This window comes from Bacillus sp. EKM501B (assembly GCF_011800505.1).
Taxonomy (GTDB): domain Bacteria; phylum Bacillota; class Bacilli; order Bacillales; family Bacillaceae_G; genus Bacillus_A; species Bacillus_A cereus.
Window position 1 is genome coordinate 1 of the sequence record NZ_JAALFZ010000022.1, and the last position, 14,444, is coordinate 14,444.

A 14,444-nucleotide genomic window follows, 5' to 3' on the forward strand; every position below is an offset into this window, starting at 1 on the left:
ATTGTAACCCTTCGGGGTTTATTTGATATGCCTACTTTTAGGATATCTATAAAAAATAATGAAAAACTACATGGAAATATCCGCCTTTGTATAAACATATACCTTAAGTTGATGGATGTGGGGTAGTACCACATTGCTATCAAGTTAAAAAATCTTTTATTCCCCAAAACGATAAAAATAAACTTCGGTGCTATAAAAACACAAAATTTCCATTTAGGGGGTACTTTAAAATCTTAAGTTGATGGGCATGAGGTCACCTTATCAAAAAAAGAGAATTGTACGTTACGATACAATTTGGACAGATTTCAGCCGGTTCCCTATACGTTAAGGAACCGGCTACTTACTTTACTACCTTTTATGATTATGAAATTAAAAAAGATATAGTAGAAATCATGTATGAAATAAATGCAAGTAACACAAGGAAGAATATAAGCATGGTATTGGAAACACATCGTTCTATTCTTTTTTTCATTTGAACTTACTTTATTTTTTTAATTTGGTAGGGTCAATTTTAAGTTGTGTTTTCCAAGACCCAGATACTTTTCCAATTCTGTTTATGTGTACATCTAACGTGAGCGGTTGTTTGAAAGAATCTTTTCCTTTAAGACCTTCGATAAATGTGATGACGCCTTCAGGTCTATCCTTAAAACGAATACCAATCTCCTTTAATGCTACACCTGATGCCTTTAGTTCGAATGGCCCATCATTTGCTCCTTCAATAAATGCTAATTGTCCGAAGTACCCATTTTTCTTATACTCGGGGTTATTTTCTTGTTGACCGTTTACTTTTCCGTCATCTTCAAGTTCTAAACCTGTTGTATCAAATTCAAACGGTACTACATTACCATCTTCTTTTTCAATTTTGTAATGAACGGATATACGTGCATCCGCTATATATAATTCTTTCAGATGTACTGTAACACCTTGATCTGTAATCTTTTCATCAATAGGAATAAATTGACCTTTTGTAACGTCTCTTCCTTCTTCAATAATCCTATCATTTGAAATTGCATTGGAAAAATAAGAGGCTACATCTGTAGCTGCAACTCGAACTTGTGGAATCATGGCTGTAGTAAAAAGCCCTGCTACCGCTACTGCAGTATACATGAAACGTTTTGATTTTTTATTCATATTTGTAAACAATCCCTTCTTCGGTTCCATTTTTTCATTGATATAAGAAACATTTTCTGATTTTGCGTGACTTTCAAATACTTTCCACGCTTGGTCAACATCAATCTCGATTTCTTTTGATGAATGTACTGTTGCTTCCTCTAACTTGACATCTTCCCATTGATTTAATTTGGTGATTTCCAGTAATAATTCTTGGCATGCGCTACAAGTATCTATGTGTTTTGTGAATTCTTTTCTTGTCCTATCAGATAATTCACCGTCTATATATGCTTGAATAAATCCCATATCATAGCAATTCATTTATTACGCCTCCTCTAATTGTTGATAAATCTTACGGAATTTTTGCTTGGCTCGGACTAATAATGTTCCAATAGAAGATATGTCGATTTGAAGAATTTCGCCAATTTCTTTATATTGAAAACCAGAAAATTTCATTAATAAAATGGTTTGATCTTTCTCATTCATTTCACTAAGCGCCAATTGTACTTTTGTAATTTCTTCTTTTCTAATCCAGTCATCATCTAGGGAAGAAATATGCTGTACTTCATGATATTGTATGGTTTTATCTACTCTCGCCTGATGTCGTTTTTCAGATCGTAAATACTTATAAGCTACAAAAGTAGAAGATTTTAGTAGCCATCCAGATAGGTTCTCAATCTCCTTCCAATTGTTGCGGTATAACTGTAAAAATACCTCTTGTGCCAATTCTTCAGCAATCGTCGGGTTTTTGACAATCCAAACAATCTGTTTCACCACGTACACATAGTTTTGTTTAAACAAATCTGCAAATGTCACATCCGAAACAGGCCTTTCTTCCTTTTTAATCTTAAACATATCGGTTAAACCCTCACTCTCATTTTGATGCCTGTATTATATAGAACCCGAATTAATGATTTTTGTGACAAAAATTCTTATTTTTTTTTATATGTACAAAAAAACATTCATCTTTCAATCAGATGAATGCAAAAATTAAAATCATTTTGGTTTCTTAGATTATTTGTATAGTTTAAACCAAAAAACAAATTTTAGTAATCTAAGACCATTACGAGAGAAAAATTATATAAAAAAGTAAGTAGCCGGTTTCTTAGCGTACATAGAGGAAACTCATTCAAAATGGAAGAATGGAGAAATAACTGCTGTTATATTTATGGAAATGTTAGAACTAAAGAAAAACACCTTTTATAAAATTATGAAGGAATATGAAGTAGTAAATTAGGGCTTTTCCTATAAAGCGTACTACCAACACTTTAACGAAACTCTAGCAAACCATCCGAATTTAAAATCTGTACGTATTTTGATTGGTAACAGAGAAACATCAAGACGTTTAAATTACAAATTAACTGGATTGGATAAAGACGGTAAAGAAAAAGAATTAGAATTCAATATTCAAAAACACCTTCGTAAAGAAGTATTCCTACGCGTCTACTACTCTGATAAAAAAGTTGAAGAAGATGTATCAGGGTGGGAAGAAGTGAACGAAAAACTAGCTGCGAAATAATAAAAATAAAAATAAAAATAAAAAGGGTTTGGCCTTAAAGGGCAAATCCTTTTCTGTTTTCAAAATCTTCTTCTGAAATGACTATGAATCTATGTCTTTTAAATAGAGCTGTTGTTACGCCATAATCAGTTTGTTTATTTCCATTCATTACATAATTCTTATCGTTTTTTGCACTAGAACAGATATCCCTACATTTATTTGCCTCTTTGGTAAGGCATCGAATAATCCTTACTTATACCATCGCGATTTCTGATAACTTATATGTAGAGGTATCACTCAATATAACAAAAATGTAATGTTAATGAAATGTATTTCCATCGATACTATAAATGAAATTATTTAAAATTAGTTACATAAATGAATGAGAGTTAAAGAATTTTTATAATGAAAAAGGAGAATTATTAATGCGAAATATATTAAGTGTAGAAAAAATTGAAAAATATTATGGTAATAAAGATAATGTAACAAAGGCTATAGATAATATTAGTTTTAAGGTAGATGAGGGAGAATTTGTTGGGATAATGGGGCCTTCAGGAAGTGGCAAAACGACATTACTTAACTGTATATCAACGATTGATAATGTTACTACGGGAAAAATAATGATAAATAATAGTGACATTACTCGGTTAAAATCAAAGTCACTAGATAAGTTTAGACAAAATGAATTAGGATTTATATTTCAGGACTTTAATTTATTAGATACCCTTACTGCTTATGAAAATATTGCCCTAGCGTTAACAATAAAAGGTGAGGCAAATTCAAAAATTGATGGAAAAATACAAGCAGTTGCAAAGTATTTAGACATTGAACAAGTATTAAGCAAATACCCTTATCAAATGTCAGGCGGACAAAAACAAAGGGTTGGTTCGGCAAGAGCTATCGTAACAGATCCATCTTTAGTACTTGCAGATGAACCAACAGGATCGTTAGATTCTAAATCAGCTAGATTATTACTCGAAAGATTTGAAAGTCTAAATAAGGATTTAAAAGCTACAATACTTATGGTTACTCATGATGCATTTACAGCAAGCTATGCTCGTAGAATTCTTTTTATTAAAGATGGAAAAATATTTATCGAGTTGGTAAGAGGGAATGATTCCAGAAAAGAATTCTTTACTAAAATTATCGAAGTTATAACTCTTCTTGGAGGTGACGATAATAATGTACTCTAAGATTGCTATTGGGAATGTAAAGAAAAGTTTTAAAGATTATGCAATATATTTCTTAACACTAACACTGGCTGTTTGTATATTTTATAGCTTTAACTCAATAGAATCACAAAAGGCATTTATGGAAATTAACGCTTCAGATAGAAAGTATGTGCCTACAGTAATGAACGCTATCTCAAATGTGTCAGTATTTGTATCTGTAATATTAGGTGGTTTAATATTGTATGCAAATAATTTTTTAATTAAAAAACGTAAAAAAGAATTAGGAATATACATGACTTTAGGTATGGGAAGAAGAAACATATCCAGAATATTAGTAACAGAGACATTTCTAGTTGGCGTTATATCTTTAGTGAGTGGACTTATAATAGGTATTGTAGTATCGCAGGGGTTATCTACATTTGCATTAAAGCTATTTGACTTGCCCATCAATAAATATAAATTTGCAATTTCAACAGGTGCTATTGGTAAAAGTGTATTATACTTTGGAATCATGTTTTTACTTGTTATGTTATTTAATGTATATGTTGTTTCTAAATACAAAATAATTGATTTGTTAACAGCAGGTAGAAAAAATGAAGATGTAAAATTTAGAAATCCTCTTATCTATGTAATCACATTTATTATGTGTATAGCATCACTTGGATATGCATATGTGACTGTACTAAAAATCGGATTGAATTTTACTAATCCTATGCTCATGGTATCAATCATTCTTGGCATATTAGGTACATTGCTGTTTTTCTTTAGTTTATCTGGATTTATATTATATGTTGTAAAGAAGAATAAAAAAGTCTATTTTAAAGGGTTAAATATATTTATCATCAAACAAATAAATAGTAAGGTTAATACAAATTTTATATCCATGTCTGTAATCTGTTTAATGTTATGCCTTACAATGGTGGCTTTATCTACAGGAATCAGCTTTAACAGAATGATGGACGCAAGAATGAAAGAAGCAACACCATTTGATGCCAGTATTAAATTGGAGAATAAGGATGAAAGTTACACTATAGAAGACGTATTAAATAAAGCTAATTTTAAAATAAGAAATAACGAAAAATATATATCTTATAATGTATATCCAACAGGGATGGAAGTGGGGGACTTAGTACCAGAAGTACGTAAAGATTATAAGAAAAGCGGTATGGATTTCATTAAAGTATCTGATTATAATAAAATTTTAAATCTTAAAGGTGAAAAGGAAATCACTTTAAATAACAATGAAGTTTTACTTTTATCAAATAATAAGCGGTTGCTTAATTCGATAAATGAAAGATTAAAAAATAGTAATAAGGTGAATATTAAAGAAAAAGAATATCTGGTAAAATACGCTAAAATTATACAAGAGAGTCTTTACACTTCTGATGAACAATTGGATTTCTTCACAATCGTTATAAATGATGATTTTTTATCGGACTACAAAATTATTGAATCCGTACTTAATGTAAATTATTTAGATGGAAATAGAGAAGAATATAATAAAAAATATGATAACGTTGCACGGGGCTTTTATGACGAAAATGGCCCGAAATTAAATATTAATCGTATAGCTGGCAAATCAAAGGATGAAGTTTGTGCAGAAAGTAAGGGATTGAAAACTATCATACTGTTTATAGGGATATATATAGGTATTGTATTTTTAATAACGAGTATGGCTGTATTAGCTCTTCAACAATTATCAGAAGCCAGTGATAGCATAGATCGATATAAATCTTTGAAGAGAATTGGTTCAAATGGAACAATGATCGACAAAACAATTTTTATTCAAACTTTCATATACTTTAGTCTTCCAGTTATTCTTGCTCTAATTCATTCTGTAGTTGGAATTTATGTAGTCAATGATTTTATTAACGCATTTCAACAAGTAGACATTACTTTACCAGCATTGATGACTGGCTTAGTATTTCTTGTAGTTTATGTAGGATACTTCTACACGACATATGTCGGGTATAAAAATATTGTAAAAAGTAATACTTGATTTTATAATGCTCATTAGGGCTATTACACTTTGTTTTTCAAGATGTAATAGCCTTATATTCTGTATAGGGAGGGAAAAGTCATGAAAAAAATCATTCTGATTGAAGATGACGAAATCATCAGAGAAGAATTACAACATTTTTTTATAAAGTATGGATATGAAGTAAAGGCTCCCACAGATTTTAATCATATTATCGAATATATAGAAAGTGAGAATGCAGACCTTATATTACTAGACATAAATCTTCCTGTGTTCGATGGCTATTATATATGCAGAGAAATACGTAAAACTTCAGATGTTCCAATCATCATGGTTACAAGCAGAAATAGTGATGTAGATGAACTAATAAGTATGAATTTAGGAGCAGATGATTTTATAACAAAGCCTTATAATACAGAAATACTATTAGCCAGAGTAACAAACATTTTAAGAAGAACATCTGGAGATTTCAAGACGAATCATATCTTAATCTATAGAGATTTTAATTTAAATCTTTCAAATGCAACAGTTACTTATCAAGACAAGTCTGTAGAGTTAACTAAAAATGAAGTTAAAATACTCTCATGCTTAATAAATAATCGCGGAAATATTGTAAAAAGAGATTCACTCATAGAAACTTTATGGAAATCTGATTATTTTGTGGATGATAGCACCTTAACTGTTAATATAAATAGATTAAGAAAAAAGCTTGAAGAGATAGGTATAGAAAATCCAATTGCAACAAGAAGAAGCTTAGGGTATATAATGCCATGAATATAGGTGAATTTATTAAAGATAAAATAGTAGTGATACTATCAAATGTACTGGTATATATCATACTAGCAGGTATATTGCTGACTGCGCACATTCCGTTCATTATCATATTTTTTGTCTTTTGTATTTGGTTTTTTCCATTAATTTTATATATGGCTATAGAATTTATAAGATGTAAAAATTATTATAATGAGATTAACAGCATATTAGAAAACTTGGAGAAAAAATACTTACTTCCAGAGGTAGTAAAGGAAGCAAACTTTATACATGGGGAAAAGCTTAACGCTATACTGAAAGAAGTAAGCAGAGATATGCATGAAAATGTAAAGTATTATAGAGATATGCAAATAGATTACAGAGAATATATAGAGACATGGGTGCATGAAATTAAGACACCAATAGCTTCTACAAAGCTAATAATTGAAAATAATCAAAATGAAGTAACGAATAAAATTGACTCTCAAATGGATCGAATCGAGGGTTTTGTAGAACAGGTTCTGTATTATTCTCGAAGCAATAACGTTAATAAAGACTATATTATAAAACCAATCAACCTTGATGATGTAGTAAGAACTGTAATTAAAAGAAATTATAGAGATTTTATTCATAAGAGAATAAAATTAGATATAAAAGATATTAACGAAACCGTATATAGTGATAGGAAATGGGTTGAATTTATTATTAATCAAATATTAGGAAATTCCATAAAGTACTCAAATAACAAAGAACAAATGATACGTATATACTCAATTAAGAAAACTAACTCAGTAATACTAAATATAGAGGATAATGGAGTAGGGATAGTAACTCAAGATATAAATAGAGTTTTTGAGAAAGGATTTACTGGAGAGAATGGAAGAAGGTTTAGCAAAAGTACAGGAATGGGCTTGTATCTATGCGAAAAACTGTGCTCAAAATTAGGTATGAAAATTAGCATTGAATCTGAAGTGAATAAAGGAACTAGAGTTACATTAATATTTCCGTTGTCAGGTATGGCAACTTTTGATCCTTGTTTATAAAAGAGATGCTGCCATCTTTCCACGAATTTGGTATGAACTTATAAACAAATTTAAAACGGTATGAAAATAGTAGAAATTCTCTTCATACCGTTTGTATTATTTAGCTATTTAACATAGTGGTATATGTAATTGTGAATTGGATGGATGTTAATCTGGATTAGTCATTACTATTTTTGATGTCCACTAATACTTAACGTAAGATTTGGTTCGGTTGCTACACAGACCTCGTAAGGGAGAAATTGCCCACTATATAAAACAGTAAAATAAATATCCGATCCTTTATCGTACAAGGAATCGGATATTTTGTGTCTAAATCGTGTCCAAACGTACAATTTTCTTTTTTGATATGGTGACCCATGCCCATCAACAAAAAAAATATATAACCCCCAAAAAAGAAAAAAAGAGCTGAATTCTCAAAATAACTAATTATAGAGAAAGAAAATCTTCATTTAGGGGTTACATTAAAATCTTAGATTGGTGGATACGGGATGGTACTCAGTATTGTAAAAAATGCTCTAATAAGTTAGTATAAATTGGTCGGTTGACCAAATAAAAAATAAGATGGTGAAATACAATGTCTAGTCAAAAAAAAACAGCTACTCGAGATCAAATACTAATGGCTACGTTTGAATGCTTAGCTGAAAAGGGTACAACCGCTATTACATTACGGGATATTGCTACAAAAGCGGGAATTACTTTAAGTTTAATTCACTATTATTTTCCAACAAAGGAGGGTTTATTAGTTAACGCTACCTCTTATGTCATGCAAAAACAAATTAAAGAAATTCAGAAGGAACTCTCAAATGTACAAGATTTTTCAGAGAAATTGAAAAATCTTATATTTGTAGTACATCACCAATTCAAAAGTTCTGAATGGAGAAAGGTGTATTTTACTTTATTAGCAGCAGCGGCTTGGTCACCGAAAATTATGGAAGAAATTCGAGTTCTACAGAACCAATTGATAGACATAATTCAAGAATATATTCAAACTTCCAATGTAGAAATTATTGACTTAGAAGCATTTTCAAGGGCTTTATTGGCTTCAGTGAATGGATTAGCGTTGCAAGTTATGCATGGGGCGTCAGAGGAACAAATTGCTCCGGCATATGCGATTATAGAAAAAACATTTATATCAGCATTTGCCCTCCCAAAAGACGCAATGAGTGATTACTAAACTCTATAATCCGAGATAATTCATGTGCCAATCCATTACTCCATTAGACAAAAGGGAGTAATGGATTGTAGAACATTATAAAGTGAGGTTACAGCATTGACCGCATATGGATCATTTTATTTTTTCGCTATAGTGGGTATTTTTTTGATACCTACTATCGTAGCTGGATTAAGGGGCAAAATGTTGCGCAAATATAATGCTGTCCTAACGCTAATTATGCTTGCTATTATCTTCTCGGATAAACCAAATCAAGCATTAATGTTAGCAGTATTTATTATTTGGCAATATGTCCTTATTAAAGGTTATTTACTACTAAGAAAACAAAATAATAATACGTTCATGTTTTACATGGCTGTTATTTTGTCGATATTGCCGTTGATTTTGGCAAAAATTGCACCATTTGTACCGGAATTAAAATTCATTGTTTTTACTGGTATATCTTATGTAACATTCAGGGCAGTACAAATGGTATTTGAAATTCGCGATGGCTTAATTAAAGAATGCTCATTCTTTAATTTCTGGGAATTCATCCTGTTCTTCCCTGCTATTTCGACCGGACCTATCGATCGGTATCGCAGGTTCCAAAAAGATATTCAAAAACCACCAAGTGCTGAAGAATACCTAAATCTACTATACATGGGTATTAACCGTATTTTTCAAGGTTTTCTGTATAAATTTATACTTGCTTACTTAATAAAAGAAAATATTATGGATGCAACAATAGCTCACCAAAACACAATTTTATCAAATATGATTTATATGTATAGCTATAGTTTATATCTATTTTTTGACTTCGCAGGTTATAGCTCATTCGTAATCGGTGTCAGTTATATGATGGGTATTAAAACACCGGAAAACTTTAATAAACCGTTTATCAGTCGTAATATTAAAGATTTCTGGAATCGTTGGCATATGAGCTTATCATTCTGGCTCCGTGATTTTATTTACATGCGATTTGTCTTTTTTGCCACAAAGAAAAAGCTCATAAAAAATCGCTATATGATTTCATATATTGGCGTCTTTTTGAACTTTTTTGTCATGGGAATTTGGCATATTACAGGTCATCATATTGCTCAATATATGATTTATGCTCTATATCATATTGCTCTGTTTATTTTATTTGATATTTTCGAACGAAAAAACAAGAAGTATAAATTTTGGCCCAACAATACGTTCATGCATGTCCTTGCAATTGTGATTACATTCCATTTCGTATGTTTCGGTTTCCTAATTTTCTCTGGTCACCTAAATCATTATTTTTAATAAGTAATTCTTTTTATTGTTTATATTTTGTTATCTCCTGTTGCAGTTAAGCTATTAAGGATTCCTTTTTTGTATCTAAAATTCAAAAATAAAAAGATAAGATCCGGGAACACGATCTTATCTTTAGTGCAAGGAGTAAACAAAAGGATGACCATCAAATTTTTATTATAATTTACTTTTTAAAATTTCGAATATTATAACCATATTTAACAAGTAAATCTATATTGAGAATTTCTTTACAAAATTAGTTATAAATGATTCAAAACTCCAAAGTAAACTTTTACCCAAAAGTTTACTTTGGTTTTATTTCAATCTCGAGATTAACAGAGCTACATTTAAATTAATAGGTGAGTTAATAATGAGGTCTCGCTAACTAAACGCGAACTTTGTACAAAATTCGTGAAATGTTGGTGTTAACCCATGCCCATCAACTTAAGCATTTAGGTTTAACCCATCGCTATCAAGCTAAGAAAATACAACTACCCCCAGAACGAGATTTTGTGCTAATTTGTAATAAAAAAGCTCATTTTCTCGTTTTGGGGCTGACTTGTTTTCTTAAGTTGATGGGCATAATAGACAAATTTTTTTAATAAAAATAAAATATGGAAATAAAAGTAAGGTTGTGACCTATTTTTACACGTATCTCGTCTGTACCTCTTTATTGCTACGCATGTCTGGACATTCAAACAAGGGAAAGGTATAAAGCTATAATTGATGGTAGGTCTGCTGAATAAGCAGACCTTTTCATTCATGGCACGTTTGATATCTTATTAGAAACTCCAAATGGTGATATATATTATGAATATTTATCGTCAGGTTTTAAATCTTGTTTATTTATCATACAAGGGTTAATAAAGGAAATAGAATTTCGCTATAGAATCTCGAAATAGATTTTAACTGATGAAATATGTGATTCGTTCCATGAGCTATCCGTCGGGTAGCTGTAAAGTAGGGAAGAGCTAGGCGATGAGCATCACTTCGTTCCGTTTTATGAATCCGTAAGGAATCACATTGTAGTTTTGCTTCCAAGGGATTTAATAGGCAATAAGTATCCAGTTTGATTGGTAAGTTCTTGGATCTTATTTTGTAGCTTTTCAAACTCAAGTTTGGAATGTTTAATTTCTTTTTCAAAGATGCATTGTTTTTGTGCATTATAAATTACCATATAACTTTTACCCATACTGATATCAAATGCAATTACGTGTCTCATAAGGTTCCTCCTGATGGAAAATTGAAGTGTTCATCTTACACTTATCGATTCCCATTTCTTATACACGATCTCGAGGACCAACATACTAAAAACTGATTCAAATAAGGTAAGTGAAGGAGGTCAGTTTTTTTACGTATTTAAAATCCCAAAGCACCCACGACTCTTTCTTCACTTCTATTATATAAAAATTAGTGGTGCGAACAACCAATGACTTGGTCTGCACTACTAATCTTAGTATGTTTTCTTTGTTATATAGAAATTACACATTAAACGTATTTAAAGACTGTTTTAGGTATAAAGGGAATTGATAATCCATAAAATGATACAGAACGGATTTCCAACTATTTACCCCATGAGTTTTACGAGAGAGCACTTAACTTGGGGGAGTGCTCTCTTTCGTTTGCACATAAGGAGGTTCTCGGCATACAATATCAGGTCAACATAAATTTACCATTACTCACTTAAAGAGCTCTATAAATTGGGATAGAGCTCTTTTTTTATTTTACAATCATGCATATTGGATAATTTCAAGTATAGAATGATCAGGAAAATTTTGTTCTGTATATTGAGTTTGCTCCTCGCATTTCGAAAAGGCACCTCTTGAAAAGGATAGATGAGCATATATTGGAGTGTGGGAAAAGTTCCATCGTGTCCTATTCAATGCTCATAGAAAATTCATTATCATATTAAGAGCATCCAATAGCGCGGGTGCTCTTTTAAATTTGTACAAGGAAATCTTACTCATATCGAAATTGCTTTAGCATAGAATAAAGTGAGAGTAGGCAAAAGCGTCAACGATACTCTAATAATTCGAAAGAGCGTCCATTGCAGGCGCTCTTTTATTTTGTACAAAATGGATACTAAAAAGTTGTAGTTTCACAAGAACAATAAGGAAAGCGCCAATATGCCACCTAGAATGAAACCAACACATAGTGATGTGTATTTAAGGAAAATCATTACGAACACTCCTTTTAGGTAAAGTATGAGCTAGTAATGAAGAATTTATTAAAAAAACATTTAATTAAGTGCTTTTTATTTTGGAGGAGGATGAATGATGGACTTCGGTTCTGCTTTAGAATTATTAAAACAAGGTAAAAATATGATGTATACGTTGTTGAAGATGATTACTTAGCAGAATTAGAAGTTGATTCTAAAGCAGACCCTTTGCTTATGTAAGAACCTAATGAAAGAATTATATATATCAAAAGCTTTTCAAAGATATTTTTGCCAGGATTACGAATTGCTACGATTGTACTTCCTGAAACAATGATCAATTCCTTTTTGAATTACAAATTTAGCACTGATTTTAATACATCGGCACTTTCACAAGGTGCATTAGAAATCTATTTGAAAAGTGGTATGTTTCAATATCATTTAGAAAACGTAAAACAATTGTATACAAACAAAATGAAGATGCTAATAAACAGTTGTTCAATATATCTACCGAAATATATCATTTACAAAACCAAAGGGCGGTTTTGTAAATGAGCATTTTCTTACCTCCATATATAGATGTGAATAAAGTTATCTATTGCAAGATAGGTATATCTATGTCGATAATGCTTCTAGAATGTATTCAGATAGAAATAAACAGAAAGCAATTCGATTAAGTATTTCATAAATAGACGAAAAGAAAATAGAGCTCGGTATCCAACAAATAGCAGCTTGTATAATGGAATTGTACGAGAAAAATAATTATATTTCAGTATCATTTAAGCCGTATCTTTAAACTAACATCTTTATAAAGCGCCCCCCATAGATGTTAGAAACTCCTAACTACTATGGGGGGTTATAGCCAAGCTTTTTTTAAAAGGTTTACACCAATCTGAATTTCATTGTAAGAAAGATTACCAAAGCCCATTTTAATAATTGGTTTATAGGATGTGTTTTTTATAAAGTAGAGCGAGGTTGGATACACTTTAACACCATAAAAATGGGCTTGTTGAATTAACCATTCTTCTGAACGGTTCAAATGGACTTTAATTAATATATACAAACCCGATTGTTCACCAATAATAGATATATTCTCATTGAAATGTTCTTTTAAAACTGATACTAAGTGGTGCATCTTCTTTTTATAAACAAGTCGCATTCGTTTGATATGGCTGTTCCATTCTCCTTCTTCCATAAAATTAGCCATTGTAAGCTGGCTAAGAAGAGAAGTGGTACTTTCGAAATAAAGAAATTGATTTTTGTAACGATTTAAAATTGGCTGTGGCAATACCATATAACTCATGCGTATACCTGGAAGAAATGACTTCGAGAAATTCCCTAGATAAATAACCCTAGTAGAATCAATAGAAGCAAGAGCTGGAAATGGTTGTTGCGTATAACGAAATTCACTATCATAATCGTCTTCAATAATATATCCTTGCGTTTTTTTTGCCCAATAAATTAATGAATGTCTTTGCTGAATAGGCATACTTACCCCATAGGGGCTATGATGAGAAGGCGCTACATAAATTAATCGTGATTTCGTATGTTCTAATTGTGAAAAATCAGCACCTGTTTCATAAACTGGCAAAGTTTCAAGAGTAAAACGATTTAAATTAAAAGCTTCTCTAGCACCATCATATCCTGGGTCCTCAACTATAACGCTTTGAAAATCATCCTTAAGTATTTGCCCAAGATATATAAGCATTTGCTGGGTACTTCCCCCAATAATAATGGCATTCGGTTCAGCTATTACACCACGTGATTGGAATAAGTATGTGGCTATTTGTTCACGCAGACATGTCTCCCCAAAGGGTTCCCCGTATTGAAAACTCTCCTTTAAAGTTAACACTTTATTAGAAATTCTGCGCCATGTTTTTAATGGGAAGTTTTCTTGATCTACTGCACCAGCCTTAAAGTCAACAAAAGAAGATAGTGACGGCTCTTTTTTCTTTTTATTATTATGGATTAACGTTTTTTGAGATATAAAAGGTTCAATTTCACTTGCAAAATAACCTTTTCTTCCTTCTCCACGAATGTAGCCTTCCGCTACAAGTTGATCATAAGCCATTAAAGTCGTATTACGGCTCACTTGAAGAGATTCTGCAAGTTGCCGTATCGAAGGCAATTGCTCCCCAGCCGATATATTCCCTCGTTCAATAAACAACTTAAATTGCTCGTAAATTTGTATATATTTTGGAGAATCATCTTTAAAAGCAAATATAAAATTTTTCATTTTCCATCTCCTCTGACATGAACACTTATTAAAAATTGTACCTTTTTATATGTCAGTTTGTATATTAATATCTTTAT

9 protein-coding genes and 2 pseudogenes are annotated in these 14,444 nt (G+C 31.1%); 7 read left to right on the plus strand and 4 right to left on the minus strand.

The window, feature by feature from the left end:
- Positions 1-483 precede the first annotated feature (483 nt).
- Together HFD78_RS25090 and HFD78_RS25095 are read right to left on the minus strand one after the other, a co-directional pair.
- Positions 484-1,431, minus strand: coding sequence for a DUF4179 domain-containing protein (locus HFD78_RS25090; protein ID WP_000995925.1), 948 nt, complete (start codon positions 1,429-1,431; stop codon positions 484-486).
- Between the two features lie 3 nt (positions 1,432-1,434).
- Positions 1,435-1,965, minus strand: a complete 531-nt coding sequence (locus HFD78_RS25095; RefSeq protein WP_000472752.1) for an RNA polymerase sigma factor SigX — start codon at positions 1,963-1,965, stop codon at positions 1,435-1,437.
- Positions 1,966-2,434: 469 nt separating this feature from the next.
- Between HFD78_RS25095 and HFD78_RS25100 the strand changes: the two are divergent.
- From HFD78_RS25100 to dltB, 7 genes and pseudogenes are all read left to right on the plus strand, one after another.
- Positions 2,435-2,629 (plus strand): annotated as a pseudogene (locus HFD78_RS25100) (DUF1093 domain-containing protein); the annotation flags it as partial.
- A 404-nt stretch (positions 2,630-3,033) separates the two neighbouring features.
- A complete protein-coding gene (locus tag HFD78_RS25110) occupies positions 3,034-3,801 on the plus strand; it encodes an ABC transporter ATP-binding protein (protein WP_001244400.1) in 768 nt (255 codons plus the stop codon).
- Entirely contained in the window at positions 3,791-5,779 is a 1,989-nt protein-coding gene (locus HFD78_RS25115) for an FtsX-like permease family protein (RefSeq protein WP_000286982.1), read from the plus strand. The genes HFD78_RS25110 and HFD78_RS25115 overlap by 11 nt, the downstream gene beginning before the upstream one ends.
- An 81-nt stretch (positions 5,780-5,860) precedes the next feature.
- Positions 5,861-6,532, plus strand: coding sequence for a response regulator transcription factor (locus HFD78_RS25120; RefSeq protein WP_000720524.1), 672 nt, complete (start codon positions 5,861-5,863; stop codon positions 6,530-6,532).
- Complete coding sequence (locus tag HFD78_RS25125; protein ID WP_001020443.1) at positions 6,529-7,551, plus strand: ATP-binding protein; 1,023 nt, start codon at positions 6,529-6,531, stop codon at positions 7,549-7,551. The genes HFD78_RS25120 and HFD78_RS25125 overlap by 4 nt, the downstream gene beginning before the upstream one ends.
- A gap of 574 nt (positions 7,552-8,125) precedes the next feature.
- Complete coding sequence (locus HFD78_RS25130) at positions 8,126-8,725, plus strand: TetR/AcrR family transcriptional regulator (RefSeq protein WP_000098289.1); 600 nt, start codon at positions 8,126-8,128, stop codon at positions 8,723-8,725.
- A gap of 96 nt (positions 8,726-8,821) precedes the next feature.
- Positions 8,822-9,988 (plus strand): D-alanyl-lipoteichoic acid biosynthesis protein DltB, encoded by a 1,167-nt coding sequence (gene dltB / locus HFD78_RS25135; protein ID WP_033668127.1) that lies wholly within the window; start codon positions 8,822-8,824, stop codon positions 9,986-9,988.
- 864 nt (positions 9,989-10,852) lie between these two features.
- Here dltB and HFD78_RS29650 read toward each other — a convergent pair.
- Positions 10,853-11,198 (minus strand): annotated as a pseudogene (locus HFD78_RS29650) (IS110 family RNA-guided transposase); the annotation flags it as partial.
- 1,789 nt (positions 11,199-12,987) lie between these two features.
- On the minus strand, positions 12,988-14,367 hold the full coding sequence (gene pdxR, locus HFD78_RS25145) for a MocR-like pyridoxine biosynthesis transcription factor PdxR (RefSeq protein WP_000787650.1): 1,380 nt from the start codon (positions 14,365-14,367) through the stop codon (positions 12,988-12,990).
- Between the last annotated feature and the right edge of the window lie 77 nt (positions 14,368-14,444).

Excerpts from the sequence above, each read along its gene's own strand:
- HFD78_RS25090 (WP_000995925.1), bottom strand. The coding sequence starts at position 1,431 with ATGAATTGCTATGATATGGGATTTATTCAAGCATATATAGACGGTGAA.
- HFD78_RS25095 (WP_000472752.1), bottom strand. The coding sequence starts at position 1,965 with ATGTTTAAGATTAAAAAGGAAGAAAGGCCTGTTTCGGATGTGACATTT.
- HFD78_RS25110 (WP_001244400.1), top strand. The coding sequence starts at position 3,034 with ATGCGAAATATATTAAGTGTAGAAAAAATTGAAAAATATTATGGTAAT.
- HFD78_RS25115 (WP_000286982.1), top strand. The coding sequence starts at position 3,791 with ATGTACTCTAAGATTGCTATTGGGAATGTAAAGAAAAGTTTTAAAGAT.
- HFD78_RS25120 (WP_000720524.1), top strand. The coding sequence starts at position 5,861 with ATGAAAAAAATCATTCTGATTGAAGATGACGAAATCATCAGAGAAGAA.
- HFD78_RS25125 (WP_001020443.1), top strand. The coding sequence starts at position 6,529 with ATGAATATAGGTGAATTTATTAAAGATAAAATAGTAGTGATACTATCA.
- HFD78_RS25130 (WP_000098289.1), top strand. The coding sequence starts at position 8,126 with ATGTCTAGTCAAAAAAAAACAGCTACTCGAGATCAAATACTAATGGCT.
- pdxR (WP_000787650.1), bottom strand. The coding sequence starts at position 14,367 with ATGAAAAATTTTATATTTGCTTTTAAAGATGATTCTCCAAAATATATA.